Source organism: Dokdonia genika (assembly GCF_042652845.1).
Classification (GTDB): domain Bacteria; phylum Bacteroidota; class Bacteroidia; order Flavobacteriales; family Flavobacteriaceae; genus Dokdonia; species Dokdonia donghaensis.
The window spans coordinates 41,274-63,528 of sequence record NZ_JBHSHB010000042.1; the positions used below are offsets into that span (position 1 = coordinate 41,274).

14 protein-coding genes are annotated in these 22,255 nt (G+C 38.5%); 11 read left to right on the plus strand and 3 right to left on the minus strand.

Annotation, left to right across the window (positions count from 1 at the left end; all coding sequences use genetic code 11):
• The first annotated feature begins 51 nt into the window (after positions 1-51).
• The 10 genes from ACFO5T_RS14610 (at position 52) to ACFO5T_RS14655 (ending at position 14,251) form a co-directional block, all read left to right on the plus strand.
• Complete coding sequence (locus ACFO5T_RS14610) at positions 52-2,454, plus strand: DUF5916 domain-containing protein (protein ID WP_380035885.1); 2,403 nt, start codon at positions 52-54, stop codon at positions 2,452-2,454.
• Between the two features lie 35 nt (positions 2,455-2,489).
• Positions 2,490-3,050 carry a hypothetical protein gene (locus ACFO5T_RS14615; protein ID WP_380035888.1) on the plus strand — a complete coding sequence of 187 codons (561 nt, stop codon included), beginning with the start codon at positions 2,490-2,492 and terminating at the stop codon, positions 3,048-3,050.
• Between the two features lie 101 nt (positions 3,051-3,151).
• Positions 3,152-4,891 carry an FAD/NAD(P)-binding protein gene (locus ACFO5T_RS14620; RefSeq protein ID WP_380035891.1) on the plus strand — a complete coding sequence of 580 codons (1,740 nt, stop codon included), beginning with the start codon at positions 3,152-3,154 and terminating at the stop codon, positions 4,889-4,891.
• A 5-nt stretch (positions 4,892-4,896) separates the two neighbouring features.
• Positions 4,897-5,400, plus strand: a complete 504-nt coding sequence (locus ACFO5T_RS14625; protein WP_380035894.1) for a GreA/GreB family elongation factor — start codon at positions 4,897-4,899, stop codon at positions 5,398-5,400.
• Between the two features lie 109 nt (positions 5,401-5,509).
• Entirely contained in the window at positions 5,510-6,223 is a 714-nt protein-coding gene (locus ACFO5T_RS14630) for a pirin family protein (RefSeq protein WP_380035897.1), read from the plus strand.
• Positions 6,224-6,311: 88 nt separating this feature from the next.
• On the plus strand, positions 6,312-6,629 hold the full coding sequence (locus tag ACFO5T_RS14635; protein WP_035328410.1) for a YbjQ family protein: 318 nt from the start codon (positions 6,312-6,314) through the stop codon (positions 6,627-6,629).
• Between the two features lie 168 nt (positions 6,630-6,797).
• Complete coding sequence (locus ACFO5T_RS14640) at positions 6,798-7,883, plus strand: endonuclease/exonuclease/phosphatase family protein (RefSeq protein ID WP_380035900.1); 1,086 nt, start codon at positions 6,798-6,800, stop codon at positions 7,881-7,883.
• Between the two features lie 92 nt (positions 7,884-7,975).
• Complete coding sequence (locus ACFO5T_RS14645; RefSeq protein ID WP_380035903.1) at positions 7,976-9,937, plus strand: endonuclease; 1,962 nt, start codon at positions 7,976-7,978, stop codon at positions 9,935-9,937.
• 130 nt (positions 9,938-10,067) lie between these two features.
• Positions 10,068-10,445 (plus strand): hypothetical protein, encoded by a 378-nt coding sequence (locus tag ACFO5T_RS14650; protein WP_035328407.1) that lies wholly within the window; start codon positions 10,068-10,070, stop codon positions 10,443-10,445.
• A gap of 128 nt (positions 10,446-10,573) precedes the next feature.
• Positions 10,574-14,251 carry a metallophosphoesterase gene (locus ACFO5T_RS14655; protein WP_380035906.1) on the plus strand — a complete coding sequence of 1,226 codons (3,678 nt, stop codon included), beginning with the start codon at positions 10,574-10,576 and terminating at the stop codon, positions 14,249-14,251.
• Between the two features lie 84 nt (positions 14,252-14,335).
• Here ACFO5T_RS14655 and ACFO5T_RS14660 read toward each other — a convergent pair whose 3' ends face one another.
• Both ACFO5T_RS14660 and ACFO5T_RS14665 read right to left on the minus strand, forming a co-directional pair.
• On the minus strand, positions 14,336-14,752 hold the full coding sequence (locus tag ACFO5T_RS14660; RefSeq protein WP_380035909.1) for a hypothetical protein: 417 nt from the start codon (positions 14,750-14,752) through the stop codon (positions 14,336-14,338).
• 21 nt (positions 14,753-14,773) lie between these two features.
• Entirely contained in the window at positions 14,774-18,496 is a 3,723-nt protein-coding gene (locus ACFO5T_RS14665; RefSeq protein WP_380035912.1) for a metallophosphoesterase, read from the minus strand.
• Between the two features lie 47 nt (positions 18,497-18,543).
• Here ACFO5T_RS14665 and ACFO5T_RS14670 point away from each other — a divergent pair, with 47 nt between their 5' ends.
• A complete protein-coding gene (locus ACFO5T_RS14670) occupies positions 18,544-19,785 on the plus strand; it encodes a Pycsar system effector family protein (RefSeq protein WP_035328401.1) in 1,242 nt (413 codons plus the stop codon).
• Between the two features lie 21 nt (positions 19,786-19,806).
• Here the strand turns inward: ACFO5T_RS14670 and ACFO5T_RS14675 are convergent, their stop codons facing one another.
• Positions 19,807-22,194 carry a GAF domain-containing protein gene (locus tag ACFO5T_RS14675; protein ID WP_380035916.1) on the minus strand — a complete coding sequence of 796 codons (2,388 nt, stop codon included), beginning with the start codon at positions 22,192-22,194 and terminating at the stop codon, positions 19,807-19,809.
• Positions 22,195-22,255 lie beyond the last annotated feature (61 nt).

The window sequence follows — 22,255 nt, forward strand, 5'->3', positions numbered from 1 at the left end:
TATCAAATAGATGATCTCACTTTTGTGCCATCAAACAAAAGAACCAACCTTATGAAAACAGTACTCATTTTTATACTCACCTTACTCACAGCAACCGTCACTGCACAGCAATCTCTTAAAGCGCATCGCACAGGAGAGGCTCCTAAAATAGATGGAAATCTCACAGAGGCAGTCTGGATAGCACAACTAGAAACCAAAACGTTTACACAAAAAGCACCTAATGCTGGGCAACCCTCTCTACGAGCAACAGAGATTGCCGTACTATATGATGATAATTACCTCTACGTAGGCGCTGTGCTCCATACAAATGATACAGATGAAATAAGACGCCTCCTCACCGCTCGTGATGACGTGGGTAATGCAGACTATTTTGGGGTACAAATTGATCCCTTTGGGCAAACACGTGAGGGTTATGACTTTACTGTTACGGCTGCTGGTGTGCAGTTTGACAGTAAGATATCTGGCAACACCGGTGCAGACGAAAACTTTAATGTTATCTGGGAAAGTGAAGTCACCGTGCACGATACTCACTGGGACATTGAGATACGCATCCCCTGGAATAGCATACGTTTCCCAAAAGAAGACCTATCAGATTTTACGATTAACTTTCAGCGTTTTTCTGGGGCGCTTAATGAAGAATCTTTCTGGAGTCCCATAGATCCTACTATAGATGGATACCTCAACCAGTTTGGGTCGCTTACAGGTATCGAGCCTGTAAACCCACCGCTCAACCTGTCTTTTGTACCCTTTGTTTCTTCCGTGCACGAGACAGATAGCGATGGTGCTACAGAGACCACGCTTAACCCTGGACTCGATGTAAAGTATGTAATTGATAATGCATACACGCTTGATGTATCTGTTATTCCAGATTTTAGCCAGGCACGCAGTGATGACCAGGTTTTTAATCTCTCTCCTTTTGAAGTACAGTTTGCAGAGCAACGTCCTTTCTTTATTGAGGGCACAGAGCTTTTTGATAAAGGCGGCTATCTCTTTACACGTCGCATAGGTGGTAGACCTATAAATGCAAATGCTTTTACACTTTCAGAAAATGAGATGGTGGTTACAAACCCTACTAGTTCAAATATTATAAATCTTGTAAAATTTACCGGAAAGTCACAAAACGGACTCTCCATAGGGATGCTTAATGGGATAACCGCTTTCGCGAAAGCGGAAATAAAAAACACCTCTACAGATGAAGTAAGAGAGGTAATTACAAATCCGCTCACAAATTATAATGCGCTGGTCATAGATAAACAACTCAAAAACAATAGTTCTGTTACACTCATAAATAACTCTGTATTACGATCTGGGAGTGCTTATGACAGTAACTTTAGCGCACTTTTATACGAATGGTTTAATGCAAAACGCACTTATAGGGCTAGCTTTAAGAAGGCCGTGTCTCAGCAATATGGACTGGAAGGAGATAATGTTTTTGGACACGAGTATAATGCTTATGTTTCAAAAGTAAGTGGCGCCTGGACGGGAGGTTTGAGCTGGAACTTAAAGGATGAAAATTTTGATAATAATGACTTTGGCTTCTTGCAGCGTAACAACAGTATGGTTTTCCGTGGTAATGTAAATTATCGCAATACTGCTCCAAAAAAATGGTTACAGCAGTATCAACTAGATCTAGATCACCAGCAGCGATATTATTACAGCCTTATGGAACGTGAGCGCTCGCAATATCGTTTCTCAAGTTTTGCTACGACCAAGGGTAACCAAAATCTCTTTGTCACGCTAAGCTACGTCTCAAAACGTCAAGACTTTTTTGAAGCACGAGTACAAGACCGCGTTTTTAATAGACCTGCGCTCTCTGAGATCGTTCTAGAATATCAAACTAACCGAAACAAAAATTTATCGTGGGCTGGCTACTTTGTAGCAGTAGATTATAAAAATCATAACATACAAACCGAACAGTACGTGATGGGTTATGGTTTACGTGCAAGACTGGGACAACACTTCTTTGCAGAGTTTGAGCAAGATTATACAGATAACCCTAACGATATAGGTTATATCACAAATCAAGAGGACCAGATCATTATAGGCCAGCGTTCTATAAACCAGCTTACCAATGCAATACAACTCAACTATGCGGTAAACGCAAAAATTAATATGAATCTAAGACTACGTCACTACTGGATTAAAGTAGATTATAAAAATCAATACACTTTACAGCAAGACGGGAACCTGACGGTAAATAACCTCTCTATAGATCCTGATAGTTTTGACAGCACATTTAATGCTTTTAACCTCGACTTTGTGGCGCGCTGGCAGTTTGCTCCCGCAAGTGAGCTATCACTAGGGTATCGTGTAGGTAAAACTGCATTTGCAGATAATGTAGATGGAGATTACTTAGACGGAGTAAACACACTTAGTGATGCCACAGGTCTAGAAACCTTAAGTTTACGTATGCGCTGGTTTTTAGACTTTAACAGATTAAAAAAACGTAGTTAATGTAACAAAGTGAAATACTTTCCTACATATCGGGTATGTATAAATCATTTTTTCAAAACATAGCGACAGAGCAAGGAGGTACTTTTTTATACCAAGATCAAGATACTAGCATAGGTGGAGGCATACGCCTTCCTAAGGTTCAGTATTTATTAAAAATACCTGTAGGGGATACTGAGATAAACATCATTAATATCACTGGAAAAGAATTTTCTGGTCATATCTCTATGAAGTTACCAAAACAGCCAGAGAGTCACACTTTTGAACTCACTACAAACTCACATATTAAATCCCTTTTTATAGGAAAATCAAAGCGCTTTAACATCAATAGCGACAGCTGTCAAATGACTGAGTTTTTAAAAAACAACAGCCATATTGCAATCCTAAAAGAAATTGCTCAAGAAGATAGCTTCCAGCCTATAATTACGGGTAAAAATGAGGATGATCATTATCTATTAATAGCAAAATATCATCTAGAATTTGATAATTGGAACAGTCCTGTGCTTCCACTTATAGATTTATTTAAAGAATTACACACACGGTTTGTGGTGAATAACGAGCGCTTTACAAATGATGTCACTATCAGTATGGGGTCTTAAATAACTCCTAACACAATCTTAAACAACTACCGTCTAGCGTAGTAATGCCATAGCTTTGTTACACTTGCCCTTTTATAAAGGGTGAGTATAACAACCAACCTATGAAACACTACGCCATAATAGGAGGAGGTCCCAGAGGACTTTTTGCTCTTGAAAGCCTTTTTACTACGCTCTACAATAACGCTCCAGATGCTCAAGTAAAAGTCACCTTATTTGAACCTTTTAAATATCCTGGAGCAGGCTGGGTATGGAATCCTGAGCAAGTAGCGAGCAACTGGCTTAATATTACTGAGCGTGCCTTACAAGACTTACCTGGCAGACCAGAAATAAAACTAGGTGATGATGTCATCCCTGCATTTCCCTCATACACGGAGTGGTTACCAGAAGAAAAACAAAATCCACCAGCTACGCATCCAGATCAGTTTCCTCCACGTGCAAAGATGGGAACCTACCTTAATGCTCGTTTTGAAGTCCTTGCGGAAGCACTAAAAGGTTTTGGATTACTAAATATGGTTGAGGAGACTGTCATTAAACTCACCTATATCGCACCAGTATTCACAGCAATTACAGAAAATACATCCATTACTGCTATAGATGAAGTGGTTCTCACAATAGGACATCAGGATACGGAACTATCAGAGCAGCTGCAAGAATGGAAAGATCACGTTGCACAAACTGATAACGCCCTACTATTTACAGAAGCCTATCCCGTAGAAAAAATGATAAATGCAAACATTACCTCAGAGAGCGTAGTTGCTTTTAGAGGTTTTGGACTTGCAATGATTGATCAGATACGTGCGCTCACCCTGCAGCAAGGCGCGCATTTTGAGATGCTTGATAATGATACCAAAGAAGTAGCTTTTCACGCTGGAGAAAACCATCCGCAGCGGTTTGTTCCCTTTTCCTTAGACGGACTTCCTATGGTGCCAAAACCTATAAATAAAGCGGTAGATAAGTGGTTTATGCCAAGTGATGATGCTATAAACGCTTTCGCGAAAGCGATACACCAAGGCGCCTGCGGCGATCACCCTGCAAAAGATCAATACTTTCTACTCGAAGCAATGGCAGCTGTTGTAGCTCCCTTGTTTTTAAAATTAGGAGACAAAGCCATACAACACGATCTTACCGAAGAAGAAGTTTATTTCTTAACCATAAATTACCTCAACAATAAATCACTAGCGCATCCCCTACTCCTATCACACCATACGCCCATATTAGAAATGATGCAACAGCAAGTGGAAATGGCAGTAGGAGAAGCACCAGTAAGCCTTGATTATTTTATAGGTCAAGTATGGCGACACTGCCAGCCTACCATATACCGAGAGTTCTCATATCCAGCAATTGCAGATGATGTAGTGGCCGAAGTTATTGCGCTAGACGAAGCATCAAAGCGATATTCTTACGGTCCACCCGTTGAAAGCATACAACAACTTATTGCGCTTGCAAAAGAAGGATTGCTAGATCTTGACTTTGTAAATAATCCAGAAATCACTTGTGTAGACGGAGGCTGGCAACTTAAATCTGATGATAATAAGGTTGTCATAGACGTAATGCTTAACTCAGTACTAGACTCACCACAGCTTGTTACGGTAGATACACCAATTATTAAAAACTTGCTTAGTTATGAAATGATTGAGCCTAAACATACAGATCTAGGCATACGCACAGACGATTATGGTTATGTAGAAGTACCAGAGGGTAAAAGTTTTGTGCCACTAGCGGTATTAGGCAGGCTATCTAAAGGAAGTGTGATAGGTGTAGATGCAATTTTAGAATGTTTTGGACCGCGCACTATAAGCTGGTCTGAGCGCAGTATAGCCTTAATGAAGAACGAAAAATAAAGAAGATGAGCAGAGGATTTGTAAAAGAAGATGACCAAGAAGAAACTCCTATAATTCCGCCTAGGGCAGCATTGCCAGATGGCGTGACAAACTACGTCACTAACCACGGATTAATACAACTTAAGGAAGAGCTTAGCACGCTAGATCATACAATCTCAACCCTAGATGAAACAAATGAGCGCGAGCGCAGGCGTGCACTTGCCGTACTTAATGGCAAGCGCAACTTACTACTGAAACGCATACAGAGCGCAAGACTACTTGATCATATTAAGGATGAGGGAGAAATACGTTTTGGCGCCACAGTCACCTATACCATCGCTGGTATGCCTAAACCTATTACCATCCAGATTGTGGGCGTAGATGAGGCTAGTGTAAAAGACAAAAAAATTGCCTTCACCGCTCCTATTGCTAGAGCACTTATTGGCAAAAAGGTGGATGAAACAACTACATTTCAGCTAGGCAATGAGGAGAAGAAACTCACTATTAAAAATATAGCCTACGTAGATTAGTATGAGATTTACGCTTTCGCGAAAGCGTAACAAACACATTTAAAAACAAGTTCACATATCGTAACTTTATAACCAAAAACGGAGCTACTTAATCCCTAATTTATCACCTATGCAAACGATTCTATATAAAGCAAACACTCGAGGAAACGCAAATCACGGCTGGTTACAGAGTTTTCACACCTTTAGCTTTGCGAGCTACCATAACCCCAATCGTATGAACTTTGGGGCGATGCGTGTGCTGAATGATGACACCGTGGCGGCTGGTAGAGGCTTTGATATGCACAGGCATCTCAATATGGAGATCATATCCATCCCACTTTCTGGTGATCTAGAGCATAAAGATAGTATGGGTAACCAGACGGTGATACAGCAAGGTGATATCCAGGTGATGAGTGCCGGGACTGGAATAGATCACAGTGAGTATAATAAAAATAATGATCGCGAGGTGCAGTTTTTACAAATCTGGATTATGCCTAACCAGCGCCCAGTCTCGCCTCGATATGATCAGATAAAAATAAATGAGCATCACCTCAAAAATGAATTTGTACAAATACTCTCACCAAATCAAGATGATGAGGGTGTATGGATTTACCAAGACGCTTGGTTTCATATGGGTGAGTTTACACAAGAGCAAACGCTTGTACACAAACTGCATAAAAAAGGAAACGGCCTTTTTATTTTTGTACTTGAAGGAAGTGCTCACGCCGCTGGCGAACTGCTAGATAGACGTGATGCCATAGGAGTTTATGATATTGCCGAGCTAGAAATCACAGCACAATCTGATTCTAAAATATTACTTATCGAGGTGCCTATGCAGTTTTAAGTAGAGCCCCAATGATTGTTTTATATTACGCTTTCGCGAAAGCGTAACAAAACCCTTTTAAAAGCTACTTACTTATAAACTCATATAAATGATTATAACAACTACAAACAGTATACAAGGTAGAGAGATTACACAATACTTAGGTGTGATTACAGATTTTATGTATGCAAAGCTTTTTGACACCAAGGGACTAAGTTTTAAAGATTCTTTTAGTATGAGTAAAGTCTATAAAAGTGGTGAAGAAGGAATAGATGCGGCCAAACAGGAAGTTCTTAAAAAACTAGAAGCCAAAGCTAAAGAAATGGGAGCTCACGCAATTGTGGGAGTTACAATGGATGTAGAGGTTATAAGTCAAAATACAAAACTAGGTATCTCTGCAATGGGTACTGCTGTAGTATTGAGATAAAGATACATTTAGAACGTAAAACCTCGTCGCATCACTTGATGCATACTTGGCGCAAATAGCCTCTGCTTTATCAAACAATTAAAATCTTAAATCTATCCCATTTAATATGGTTTTAAGATAGTTAGGTTAGGTTAGAAGTAACTTTACTGTACTAACCAATCACATTAAATGAAATTTTCACTTAAAAACTTCCTACAAGGTTTTGGTATTATTGCCATTATCCTCACTTTATTACCGCTTATTGCTATAGACTACTGGTGGATACGCATTTTTGATTTTCCGCACGCGCAGCTTACGCTGCTTACGTTTATAGCTCTTATCACCTATTTTATACGCTTTAATATCAAGTATGTAGGAGATTATATTTTTGTGAGTATTCTCGCTGCGTGTTTTATATTTCAGCTTATTAAAATTTATGACTATACACCACTTGCAGCTCCAGAAGCACTAGAAAATACAATCACAGACACTAGTAAGTCTATAAAAATATACAGTGCAAACGTCTTACAAAAAAACACACAATATGACCTTCTACTATCTCAAGTAGCAGATTATGATCCAGACATTGTATTACTTATGGAGACAGATACAGTCTGGAAAAAAGCAGTACACAGCAGTCTCGCATCTACATACTCTTACCATTTACTTGAGCCACGTGGTAATACATATGGGATGCTACTATATTCAAAACTACCGCTTACGCGAAAAAAAATAAGACACCTCGTAGATAAGGAAGTTCCATCTATGGAGGCTATAGTCACTCTAGAGAGCGGAGACCAAATACAACTTTATGCCATACACCCTACTCCCCCTATGCCTCAACACAACCCTATGAGTTCTGACAGGGATACTGAGATGATGAAAACGGCATTTACAGTTAATAAAAGAACGCTACCTGTAATTGTGATGGGTGACTTTAATGATGTAGCTTGGTCAAGAACGACTTCGCTCTTTAGAAAAGTGAGTAAACTACTGGACCCCCGCATAGGCCGTGGTTTTCACAACACATTTAATGCAAAAAACATATTTATGAGATGGCCTCTTGATCACCTTTTTACCTCTCAAGAGTTTAGAGTAAAAAGACTAGAGCGCACAGATCATATAAAATCTGATCATTTTCCAGTGTATACAGAGCTTACCTTTGAGCCAGATGGAGCAAGTTTACAGCTTCCTCAAGAACCCACTGACTCAGAAATAGAAAGTGCAAAAAGTCAGCTCAAAGAGCAGAATTTACTTACCTTAAGTATGAAATAGTACTTTGGTAACCCTCTTGAGCTGGGACTTAACGCTCACTTAACACAGCTACAGCACTGAAGTAATAATTTTGTATCTACAATATTACTTGTATGAAACATTTTTACTTCGTTGCTTTTCTTATTTCTATTTGCTGTAATCCTTTAATAGCGCAGGTCACTATAAATGAACTTGATGCAGATACACCTAGTACAGATGATCAAGAGTTTATAGAACTCCTTACCACTCCAGAAACTTCTCTAGACGGCTATGTACTTGTTTTATTTAATGGATCTAGTAGTGGCGGTGATAGTAGCTACTTTGCATTTGATCTAGATGGCCTCGTGGCAGATGTAAATGGTATTGTGCTTATAGGTAGTAATAATGTGGTGCCTGTGCCAGATTTTATACTTTTTGATAATACAATACAAAACGGTGCAGATGCCATTGCAATATATCAAGGTGACGAACAAGACTTTCCGGAAGGTACACTTGCTACCACAGCAAATCTTGTAGATGCACTGGTTTATGATACTAACGATAGTGATGATACAAACCTTCTTAATCTATTAGGAGAAACGGCACAAATAAACGAAGGTGGTAATGGAGCATCATCTAGCAACTCCATCCAACTTAATAGTACGGGAGGATATGATGTCACAACCCCTACCCCAGGACAACTTAATGATGGATCTGGAGTGGTATTTAATTTTATAGGCGCTAGTGCTTCTCAAACAGCTTATAATGAAGGTGAAGAGATTATAATAAACTTCACTACGACTACAGCCGTTACAAATACTACTGAATTTACATTTACTCTTGACAATGCGGGCTTTAACTCGGCAGATTTTACGGGTGAGACAAGTGTTACTATTGCAGCTGGTGCTTCCACAGGACAAACTACTATTACACTTATAGACGATCAAGACGACGAGGGTGATGAGGAGCTAAAAATTACCTTTGGCGAAATGCCAGAAGGTTTTAAGAGAGCAAATGATAATGTTATCATACGTATCATAGATAACGATTTTACAACTGCCTCATACGGTACTCCCCTCGCTCCTACCTATGACCAAGTAGAAAGTACACAACCAGATGGTTATTACGACTCAATTGACACACTTGCAGATGATGCACTTGTACAAGCCTTACAAGATATCATAGCAGATCCATCTATTGTACGTGCGCAAACCTATTCAGATATTATAGATATCTTAAAAGAGGCAGACCAAAGCCCGCTTAACAGTAATCAAGTATGGTTAGTCTATACAGAGCAGCAGCGACCTAAGTTAGATTTTCAGACTTCTGGAGGTAGTAACGAGGGCTTATGGAACAGAGAGCATACCTACCCACGATCGCGTGGAGGTTTTAATGACATAGAGTACGATCAAGTAGCAGATGGTATAGACATTTTTACAACCACAAAGGCAGATTCACTGCGCCACGCAAATAGTGATGCCCACGCACTGCGTGCAGCAGATGGACCAGAAAATAGCTCTCGCAGTAACCAAGACTACGGCGAGTACAGTGGCCCTACTGGTAATCAAGGTAGTTTTTATGGTGATGTAGCGCGTAGTATCTTTTTCTTAACCATACGCTATAACGGGCTTGACGTCGTATCTGGTAACCCTGCAAATACGACTGTGGGAGCTCTAGGTGACCTAGATATTTTACTAGACTGGCACCGCAACGACCCACCAGATGATTATGAGATGAATCGTAATAACGTTATCTACAACTGGCAGTTTAACCGTAATCCCTTTATAGATATGCCAGACCTTGTAGAGTACATCTGGGGTACAAACGTAGGTGAGCAGTGGACTAATCCGCTGGGGGTTGAAGATAATAAGCTTAGTGATATGACTATATATCCTAACCCATCTTCTGGTGCAATTACTATAACTGCCCCTCAAGAAACTGGTAAGGTATTCTTGTTTGACACTCTAGGTCGTGAGGTTTATAAAGATAACTTTCAGAGTGGTAGCCCTATCATTCATAACCTACCTAGCGGTGTATATATTGTAAAAGTGATGACAAGTGCAACAGCCACAACACGTAAACTCATTGTGAGATAAAGCAGCACTTCGGGCTAATTACGCTTTCGCGAAAGCGTACCACTACACTCTTTAGGTTTTAACATTGTGTCGTTTTCTTTTAACCCTTTGTTAGTATAAAGGAGGATATTGTAACTGTATCTTACAGGTTATGATACATTTAGACAAAGAAGAAAACAAAAACAACGCATTTTTAAACACGACCATTACCTATCTTGAAAACAAAGGTTTTGAAAATATCAAAGCAGATGTAGCAGGCTATGAGACGCCTACATCCTTTACAAGACAAGAAACAGGAAACACCATCATACCAGATATCGTAGCCGAAAAGCGTGGCATAAAATACTTCTTTGAGGTGAGTTTAAAATCTACAAAACCTCAGCTGCTTAAAACCAAGTGGCTACTACTAGACACACTCACAAAAATGAAAGACTATCGTTTTAGAATTATCACCACAAAAGGACATTTAAGTTTTACACGTGATATGATAGCAGACACGAACCTAAACAAGAGCTACATTCGAATATAATACTAAGTGTGTGTTAGTTTTTAAATTGCCTATTTCTTAATTGAAATAGGCAATTTTATTTAACACAAATTAGACTTTCTGTAAGACTTTTTGTGAAAAATGATATGTAGATTGAATAAAATTTAAACGTGAATAAAACAGTACACTCCCTTTCATTTATACTCACAAAATTACTCCTGCTAGGGGCCATACTACTATGTGCATCTTGTGCTGTACATCACGACTTGTATAGAGAACAAACACATAACATAACAGTTGACACCAGTCAAAATTATGTAAGTTTCTTCCAGCTAGGTAACGCTGGTGCCTATGCGCGCGGTGCAAATGAGTCATTACTAAATGGTGTAAGAAACTACATAAAAAAGCATAGTAAAAAAGAAGATTACTTTTTATTTACGGGCGATAACCTACATCGCAATGACCTAAAAGATACTCGTAGTAAAAAACAACTTTTACAACAGCTTGAGATTACAAAAAACTTTAAGGGCACCGCACTCTTTTTACCAGGTGAACTTGAGTGGAACGAGACTGGTCTAAAAGGAATGGAAGAAATAGAAGATGCCATAGAAGACTTTTATGACGAAGAAGATCATTTTATGCCTAAAAATGGTTGCCCTCTTGAAACCATAGAAGTTAATGACGAAGTTGAGCTCATTCTCATTAACTCACAATGGTATATAGAAGACTGGAGTAAAGTAAAAGAGATGAACGACAAGTGCGAGCTCAAAACTCGTGAGCAGTTTACCACATTACTAAGTAGCGAGATACGCAAGGCTCGTCACAAAACAATTATTATAGGGATGCACCACCCACTCTATGCAAATGGTGTATACGGAGGAGAAATTCCTGCAGAGGTTACATATCGTCCCACGGCAGAAAATGTCTTTATCCCAGGCGTGGGAACACTTTGGTCGTTTTTACGATCACAAGGAGGATTATCAAAACAAGACAGGTATAACCCACTTATGAACGAGCTTATGTCTCATATAGAGCTCGCTAGTTTTGACGCACCTAGAGTTATTATACTCTCTTCACACGAGCGATCTATGCAATACATAGACCAGGGAGAAATAAAGCAAGTCATTGCCGGTACGGGAAGTTCTGTAAAGCCTGCAAGATTGAGTAAAAAAGGACTTTTTACGTCTACAAAACCTGGCTTTTCTGAAGTGAGACTGTATGAGGGAGGGGCATCTTCTGTTCATTTTTATGGATTACAAGATGGGGCCCTGACAGAACTCTACTCAAAAACAGCTTTTCAAAAACCTAAAGATTATAACATAGACAGCCTTCCTACACGTTTTCCAAAAACGATGGTAGCATCTATTTATCCCCAAGAGAGCGTTTTAAAAAGTGCTAAGTATGAGAAATTCTGGGGAAAGCATTATAGGTATGTGTATGGAGTGCCTGTTGAAGCTCCCGTTGGCCTGCTCGATACTTTATATGGTGGTCTTACGGTGCAACGCGCTGGTGGCGGAAATCAAACTAATGGTCTACGCCTTGAGGACAAAGAAGGGCGTGAGTATAATATGAGAGCTATTGCCAAAGATCCGCTTGCCTTTTTAAAATCGGCGGGGTATAATGATCTTGATGCCGAAAATTATTTTGAAGATACCGTGCCCGCAACTGTAATTGAAGACTTTTATACAGCCGCGCATCCTTATGGCGCATTTGCAATACCAAGACTTGCTGGTGCTATAGATGTCCCTCACACACACCCAAAACTATATTATATACCCAAGCAAAAAGCGCTAGGCAATTTTAATAAAGACCACGGTAATCTGCTTTATATGATTGTAGAAAAACCTAGTGGTGACTTTAATAAGTCACATATGTTTGAGTTTAGCAATGAGGTAGAAAGCACACCAGATTTATTTAAAGAACTACGAGAAGATGAGTCTAACCAGCTTAATGAGCGTATGTACATACGAGCGCGCATATTTGATATGCTCATAGGTGACTGGGATAGACACGAAGACCAGTGGCGCTGGGCACAAGATAAGGTAGATGAGGCAGATGGTGTCATAAAGTATCTTGCTGTACCCAGAGATAGAGATCAGGTGTTTGCAAAATTTGACGGAGCATTTTTAGAAAAAGCACAAAAAATAATGAGCGGGATGCGACAGTTTGGTAACTATGGGCCAGACATTCCATTTATTGAGCAATTTAGTGAGAGTGCCGTAAACCTAGACAGAGCCATAATACAACGGGCAGATCTATCGCTTTGGCTAGAAGAGGTAACTTATATTCAAGAACGCATTACAGAAGAGGTTGTGCAAAGCGCTTTTAAAGCTGCTCCAAAAGAAGTTCAAGATACTACGTGGATGGAGATACAGGAGAGTTTGCTTTCGCGAAAGCGTAATCTTCCCGATATCGTACAGCGTTATTATAGCCATTTAAGCAAGTTTGTATCTCTTAAAGGAACTGATAAGGATGATCACTTTATCATTGAAAATCTGGCAAATGGAAATGTACGAGTTATGGCTTATCGTATTAAGAACGGTGAGAAAGGTACACTACTCTTTGACCAAACACTGGATAAAGACGTGACAGAAAACATATGGATTTATGGCCTTGATGATAAAGATATATTTGAAGTAAACGGCTCACTTATTAGTCCTATAAAAATAGTGCTTGTAGGAGGACTAGAGAATGACACGTTTACTGTAAATGGCGGAAAGAATGTTACCATTTATGATCAAAAGTCTTATAAAAACACGATTGTAGACAAAGGGAAAGCAACTCGCCACATAGATGATATTTACGAGAATCATATTTATGATAGCGAGCGTAGACCAGATAGCGGCGGCACTTTTGGTCTTGAGGCAAATTACAATCCAGATGAGGGCTTCTCACCGCGACTTATTTTTGGAAAATCTACGTTGGGTTACGAGAGGCATCCTTTTACAACAAAGATTGAGCTCGATGCCCGTTATATATCACTCACACAGGCGGTAGACGCTTCACTAGAGTGGCATAAGGCTCACCTCTTTCACGATTGGAATTTTAAAGCTTTTGGGCGTTTGACATCTGCAAATTATACAGAGAACTTTTTTGGACTCGGTAATGGTAGCTTGAACAATGCAAATAGCTTTGATGACAATAGAGTTTACACTCAATATTTACAAGGTGGGCTAGGTCTATACTATACTGGTGAATATGGCTCTTCTACAGCTTTTGATCTTACCTATGAAAACACAGATCTGAGGGATATAAATGTCATAACTCCTGCACTAGCAAGTACAGAGTATCTCTCCCTCTCTGGGAAATATGAGTATGAAAGTAGAGATGATAAATCTTTTACAACAAGAGGAATGCATTTTACAATGCGTGGTAGTGTAGCAGATGAGCTTACCTCATCGCAATATGTGGGAGCCATAGATCCTAGTATAACATTCTGGAATGCTATAGATAGATCACGCAATATAGTTTTAAAAACAAGTATTGCTAGTGAGTTACGATTTGGTGATGATATTCCATTTTATAGACTTGCAACGCTAGGTGCAAATAACGGATTAAGATCTTATAGACAAGGTCGTTTTAGAGGTGAGCAATCTCTTGCTGGATCTGTAGATATAGGCTTTAAATTAAAACCCATACGCACCTTTTTATTCCCTGTGCGTACGCAAGGATACATAGGTTATGATACGGGACGCGTCTGGACTGGTGGAAATGAAGATAGCACGTTACACTACAGCTATGGCGGCGGATTACAATTTACTACCGCTGCAGTGCTTAAAACAGATGTACATTATTTTTACGGCCCTGAAGGAGGCAGACTAGGTTTTGGGATATCATTAGGTTTGTAAAGGTATGCTTGAGGGGCAAACTAACAAAAAAAGGCTCCCACTTGGGAGCCTTTTTTAATTATGGGTAGCACAATGCTTATAGCCTTAGATAACTTTATACTCTAACTTATAGAGTTCTAAAAATTTTGAAGTAAAATGATCAATTTCCTTTTTTCTTCGAAGCTTGAAATTTATATAATAAACAGTAAATGGTACTGCAACAAATAGAATTGGCAGATACCAATATTGAAAAATTAGTGAAACTATTGAAAAGAGAATACCAAATACGATTAAAAAATTTTTAATATAATTCATAGGGAATCTAAGTTCGAGGTCTAATTCATACACTTTATCACTATTAACATTTCCGGTAAGGATATAGTTCCCAGTATTATTTAACAACCCGTTTTTTCTCTCAAATTCAAATCTAAAAGGTGTAATTGTTCCAGAATAATGTCTATTTAAAACTAATTTATTTAAAATATTTATAGACCTCTCGTTAACTGTTATAGTTTGTTTCATTTTTCTTTGAAGGCAGTATTATTACAATCTCACTCCAAATCTAAAGTCTATACGCATCCCCTCTTCACCAGCAAAGGCTCCTATTTGTCCAGATACGGTTTCTACCATATTTATCCAGAAACCACCTCCAAAGTCGTTGTGCCATTTCTTACTGTCTTCACCATCAACCCACACACGACCTACATCTGCTCCTCCAAAAACTCCTAGCTGTATAGGGATAAGACCTGTACTAAAACGATCAAAACTATATCTTATATCTCCAGAAGCTGCTAGTGATGACTCCCCAGTAAACCTATTAAAACGATAACCTCTTAATCCTGTTCTTGCTCCTAGTGAGGCTGCTTGATAAAATTCAAAGTCGTCACCTATTCTTATTTGTGATTGTACGAGTGTTTTTAAGACTAATTTCCTATTTCGCGAAAGCGCATTATAAAAACCTATTTTTGGGTTGATATAAGCATACATTCTATCACCAGAGCTCAAGTTGCTCTTTGCACCTATAACTGTTTCAAACTCCATACCTCTGGTTGGATTTGCTTGATTATCTGCACTTACATAACTGTATGACCCTTCTACACCTATAAAAGATTGCCCTCCAAAAAAGTTATCTGTATCTGGGGTAAATAGTGTAGCATCATCTATAATACGTCCTCCTGTTTGCTCTATTTCTATACGCTCAAAGTTTGCTACAAAACGTAGTTTACTTCCAAAGGTATTGTCACTCTCTACACCTATGTGTGCACCAATCTCGCCATTACGTACACGGTTAAAGTCGAGTCCTAAATCGTCGTCATTATTTACTGTTTCATTTCCAAAACCAAAGAAGTTACGAGAGAATGCCTCGTTTGTAAACTTACCTCCTACTACGAGATTCCACTGTCCGAAAGCATTTGCAAAGTCGCCTTCATATTTTAAATTAAGTGACTCTGTCGCAAATGAATATGTCGCATTAAGCGTATGCCTACTGCTAAAAGGGTCATTTTTAAACCCATATGTAGAAAATACATTAGTCACGCCTATGAGAAGCCCATCATCTGGGTTAAAGCCTATGGCTGGTAATGTACTATTTGCTGTACTTTTTTTCTTGAGTGGGTCGTATGTATTAAAGTTATAGATATTTGAGTACTTCACATTTGCTCCGCTCTTTTCTTTTACGGTATTTGGCTTTGTTTTATGCTCATACACTTTAAGTCTACGACCGTCTTTTATCTCATAAATGTCGTTGTTTTGACCACCTACAATCTTCATTTTAATAGGTCTCTTCCCTCCTCCACTTACATTAAAAACATCATCATCATCGAGACCGTAAATCCATATTTCGCTAGTCTCTTGTGATGAAATTGTTCTATCTACAAAAGGTTTTTTAACCTCTCCATCTTTTATTCTAGAGATTTGGACTCTGGTACTCTCATCACCTCTTGTAATCTCAAAGTGGTCATCTTTATCTGTTCCCGTAAGAATTACGAGTGTAGAGATATAGTCATAGTAGGTCTCTGCTATATCAACAATGTTAGACCTTCTTTCTCGCAGGCTCTTTTTAATTTCATCAACTCCTAGGTTTTGCACCTCTAGAGGTAAAGCTTTAAAAGCCTCATCTATCTCTTGATCTGTTAGATTTTCTTGTAGATATGTAGCCTCACGTAGCCAGTCTTCTTTTACGGCATTTTTGAGTAGTGCGCGATCCATTTTGATACCCGCCTCATTAATCCACTTTACGTTTTCTAGATCTCCATCATAATTTTGAAACTGCTTTACCGCTGGGATAAGCGTTTTAAGAAGACCTAAGATTGCTCCATCAAATTTTGAAAACACTTGATCTCTATCACGTGGTATAGGTCTGTACACCTTCGAATCCTTGTTATCAAATCGTGCCCACCTCCACTGGTCTGCGTGACGGTCCCAATCACCTATAAGCATATCAAAAATACGAGCCCTGAGGTAAGCTGCTTCATCTATCTGGTACTCCTCATCATCTCTTAAATTTTCATATACATCATCTGTACTATCTATACTATCTGGGTTTCCAAAAGAGTCTACATCTGTAAAATCTTCGTCTGGTCGTTCTTCTATGAGATATAGTTCATCTCCATAATCTGCATTATACTTACCAAGAGCTTTATGCTTAGGCACATAAATTAAACGCGGGTTAGTATGGTATATACCTACCGCATCAGAGAGTTGTGCCACCGCAAGTGAGGCATAAGGGTGTGCAGATGTGTAAAAATCAAGAATTAAGTCTTCTGTAAACGTATCCCTAAAATCTTCTTGAATAAAATTATCCTTAAATGCCACACTCTGTAAAAACTGTACTGCGCTCTTACGTACGGCTCTCAAGTTATAAGCGCGCCCATCTTTATCCTTAAGTCGTAAAGAGCGTGTCTGATGCCCACCACCCTTTCTGTCTACTGTAAAACCTCCCATAAGCGTGTCTAGCGTTGCAACAGGAGCTGTAACTGGCGTACCATAAACTTCTCTATAATGATCTCCCCAGAGTGACGTATGTACATCTGAGACGTCTGTATCATTTTGTTCATATACCGTTGCCATTACCGTCTTTGGATAAAACTCTGGCAGCGAGTCTAAATTAACCGGCTCGCGAGGTGGGTGTACTTGTGATGTAAATAATAATTCTGGCTCTCCTTGGTTTGCCGCATAAAATCGTACTGCCGAAGACTCGTCTTCATAAATATCTAATATAGCAAAGCCTTGACCTCCGTATGAGAAAAGCCCATCTTCTCCTAGCGCTGCTGCAGAGTTTTTTGCACCTGCACCACTCACAATCTGTTTAATACGGTCATTCTCAATATACTGTATACTATGCTCGTGACCAGAAGCAAAAATCACTTTATCTGTATCTGTAGCAAGTACCGCTATACGTTTCATAAGCTCATTGTAGCGTTTATTGTATCTATCTTGGATAGATACACCACCTTGCGATCTAATTTGTGCTACAAGAGAAGCAAGCACCGGAAGCGGAAACTTACTTTGCGTAGGATATAATTGCTTATCAAAACTGAATTTACCACCGTGTACCCCATTTGTATACATAGGGTGATGCATTACAACGACTATCGTTTTCTCATTATTCTTTTTAAACTCATTTTCTATTTCTAAAAATAGCCCCTCACGAGTACGGATATTACAATTATCATTTATAGTAGGATTTTCATCCCAGTCTTCTAGATACCACTGCGTATCTATAATCATTAACTCCACATCATCACTTACCTCTTTCATCTCGATAGGGCATCCATTTTCTGGTTGAAAAGCTTCTTTATCATCTAGTGCTTTTTCAATATACTTTTCTTGGCGTTTTACTCCTTCTACTCCACCTGCATACCAGTCGTGATTACCAGGTATAAAAAGTGTTTTCCCCTTAAAATTTTCTAAAGCAGCGATTTGTATATCTAGCCTGCGCTCTGCTTCTGCGCGCTCTGGGTGATCTTTTTTAGGTAACCCAGCATCATAAATATTATCTCCCAGAAAGACTGCATAGTCATCCTTAGTATCTGCCGTATCTATTACTTTTTTGAAAGCATCAAGCGCATAAGTACTACCGCCATCACTATCACCTCCGGCGTCACCTATAAGATAAAAGGTTTTATGTATACGCTTTCGCGAAAGCGTACTACTATCAAAATTTTGAGGCTCAGCTACTTCATTTGCATACTTAGGGGCATACGTCGCACAACCACTTAAGAAGAGGGCTAGTAAGAAGTTAAGAAAAACGTAATATTTGTTCATATGGCTAATTTTAATGTACTTTAGAAGTCTAATCGCTTGCAATTACTATGACCGAATTACTCGAAAAAACGGATAACTATATCTCTCAACTTTTTGATAACGAACTACCTAAGACGTGTATATATCATAATTATGTACATACAAAGAGAGTCCTTAAAAGTACCCAAGAAATTATAGATAATAGTGAAGAAAACCTTAAAGATGAAGAAAAACTCATTCTTCAACTAGGTGCACTACTGCACGATATAGGGTATGTAGACGGCACAAAAGAGCACGAAGCACGCAGTGCACAAATGGCAGAAACCTTCTTAAAAGGTGAAGGTGTAGATGATCATATTATCTCTGAAGTTAAAAAAGTAATACTCGCAACAGATATGCGAGTTGAGCCAGAAACCTATCTAGAGAAGGTACTTAGAGATGCAGATGCATCCCATTTTGCCAAAGATTATTTTCCAGAAGCTAGTGAATACTTGCGTCAAGAACTAAAAATAAAAAACATCAAGGAGTACACTCCAGAAGAGTGGACAAAGGCAAACATAGAGATGTTTACAATAAAACATAAGTACTATACCACCTATGCCCAAGAAAACTGGAAGCCCAAAAAAGATAGCAATCTTAACGATCTAACAAAGGCACGTAAAAAGGCAAAAAAAGCTAGAAAGAAAGAAAAAATAAAAATGGAACTTAAGGACGCAAGTCCAGAAAAAGGTATCCAGTCTATGTATCGTATTGCTTTACGTAACCACATCAAGCTTAGTGATATTGCTGATACAAAGGCAAACATTTTACTCTCTGTAAATGCGATTGTAATCTCTCTTGCCCTTGCAAATCTTATCCCAAAACTTGAGAATGAAAGTAATGCTCACTTAATATATCCTACTGCGGTATTTGTGCTTTTTGCAATGATCTCTATGGTAATGTCTATTATAGCTACCAGGCCAAACGTTACCCGCGGTGAATTTGACAAAGAGGATGTACGTCAAAAAAAGGTAAACCTACTATTCTTTGGAAATTTTCATAAAATGAAACTTGAAGATTATGAGTGGGCTATAGGAGAGATGTTGCAAGATAAAGAATACATATACTCTGCACTTACAAAAGATTTATACTTCTTAGGAGTCGTACTCGACAGGAAATATAAGTTGCTACGTATGACCTATAATGTCTTTATGATAGGTATTATCATATCTGTAATAACGTTTGCAGTATTCTTTATCTATAGAGATAAAGCTGCCACTGTGGTAGAAGGTGTGGGTGACCTTACTAATATGACCTTAGGCTTTATATAAATAAAGCCTAAGGTATACTATTTATGCCTTTATCTCTTCCATAAGATCTTCATAGGTATAGAAGCTCTTTTTTGCTTTTCCCTTTTTCTGAGCGTAAAGCACGTTTACACGTAGTGCCTTGAGGCCAGTAACCGCTTGTAAATCTTCTAACTGAAGTATCTCTATCTCAGATCCTAAATAATTCTTGGTCTGCAAGAATTTTATATAACGTAAGTATTCTTGTTCGTCTTCATATTGCGAGTACACGATGGTAATTTTACCAGCTTGTGTAATACGCTCTTGAGTGCCTTTTATATAAGCTTTATCTACTCGCTTTTTTACCACTTCATACCTAGCATTATAAGTGCCATCTACGTCAAAACGTTTTTCGTCCATTCTGTAACGAACAGATAGTGAAGTGTTAAACACGAGTATCATAGAGGCAACCTCTAGTGGGTGATCCATCTTTCGCGAAAGCGAGAAATGTTCATTTTCCATCTCACACATTACTTGTAGTTGCCACAGTCGTAAATTATAGAGGTAAATTTTATTGAAGCTATCGTCTTTTGTAATAGCCTCTCCTAAGTACATATTGTGCTCTACTCCGTCTGTTTTAAACAATTCAAAAAAGTGTGGGTACATATTTTGAGCTGTTTTTTGCTTCTTTTCGAGTACGGCTGCCATACGCTTGTTGAGTAACATAACAGACTCGTCGTACTCTTTACGGTGTCGGTACACAAGACCTAGATTATCTTCTATCTGGCTTCTATATGATGTAATGAGTGCTTTGAGCTTATCACTGCGTTTTAATAAATGGCTGAATAATGGGCGTATATTTTCTTTTAAAAAGTTAAGAATCTTACGCTCACTATCTACCTCCAGTTGCTCTTTAGTTTCTACTAAAAACTCATTAAGATTATATTCTAATTGCTCATAGATAGGTAAAGATTCTATACTGCGTGCTTCTTTTAGAATTTCTATAGCCTTATCTAGCTGTAATAAGATATCCTTTTGCGTAGCTTTATTACGCGCTTCTGAAGAGCCTTTAATATCTATTTGCCCAAAGAGTGGGTATACATCTTTAAAAACAACATCTCTAAACTGAACGTTTGCATCTCCTTGAGCTTGTAATTTTAAGAAGCGTTTTGCCTCTTGCTCAAATTTCCAGTAGACACTCTGATGTATAGACGTACACTCGTTTTGAATAACGAGTTCTATCTCATTTTCTTGCTGCTCTTTATTGCGCACTACTGCCTCGACTATGTAAGGCATTACATCTTCTAGTTTATTTGCATTAATAGTGTTAAGCTCACCTATATTGGGAGAAGCTAACTCAAATATTCCTAGCAAATTACCTTTATACCTTACAGGAGCTAGTATCACACTTCCTATACCTTGATCTTTAAAGTTTTCATACATCTTAATGTCTGGAAAACGTTTATGATATTGTTTAATATCTGATACTGCAAAATACTTACCTGTCTTAAAAACGGCATCATAAGATCCTTCACAAAGGGCAGATGTACACGTCGCCTCAGTCTCACCGTAAAGGATGTAACTGTTTATTTTTTTAAGTGGTACCAGTTCAAATTTACCTTCTTGCTCATTATAGTTAGAAAAACCTATTTGGATTTCTGGTAAATTGAATATAGCTTGAAAGATTTTATGAAAATCTTCTGTAAAGTTTGTATCATCTTGGTCATATTGTAATAGACCAGATTTTAGATTTGATATGGATACATCTACCGTGGCGTCATATAGGTTTGCGATTACAAAGCCTTTAAAAATATAACCTTGAGAGGGGAATTTTTCTTTCCACACCTCTATATTATCAAAGTTATCTAATAACACGGCAACATCCTCTTCTGTGATTTCTGGAGTTTCTGGCTTTTTTTCTATATCTACAAAGTCTCCGTTATATAACATTCTATATGAACGTGTCATACCACTTGCATCTGGTATCTCGTAATAAAATGGCCTTCTAAAGTCTATTTTATAACCATAATACTGCATTAAGATAATACTGCAGCCCATTATGTAATAATGGTTATCATCAAAGTTTGTTATCTCCGGAGTATACTCTTCACCTCCGCTAGCTATAATAGACTTATATCGCTTTGTAGACTGTAATACCGTTTCCTGAAATGGCATTGAGACAATTTTTATTTCATTGCCTTGTAATACTGCAGGAAAGAGATCTAACAGTAAATTATCTATCTGCTCTTGATATTGTGATAAGTTGTCTAGATCGCTTATACCTGTGATAAGCTCAGGAAATTTTTGTGTTATTTGAGTAAGCTCTTTAATTCTATTTTGAGCCTGTAGATGATCTGTTGCTGCTTCTTGGGTGTAGTGCGCCATAAGCTTCTCCACACTAAAGCGTAGGTCCAACGGAAAATCTTGATTTTTAAATTGCATACTCGTCTTCATAACTTCTGGCTTCTATAGCCCTCTTTCTTTCTTTATTATACGCACTATTCTTATTTTTGTT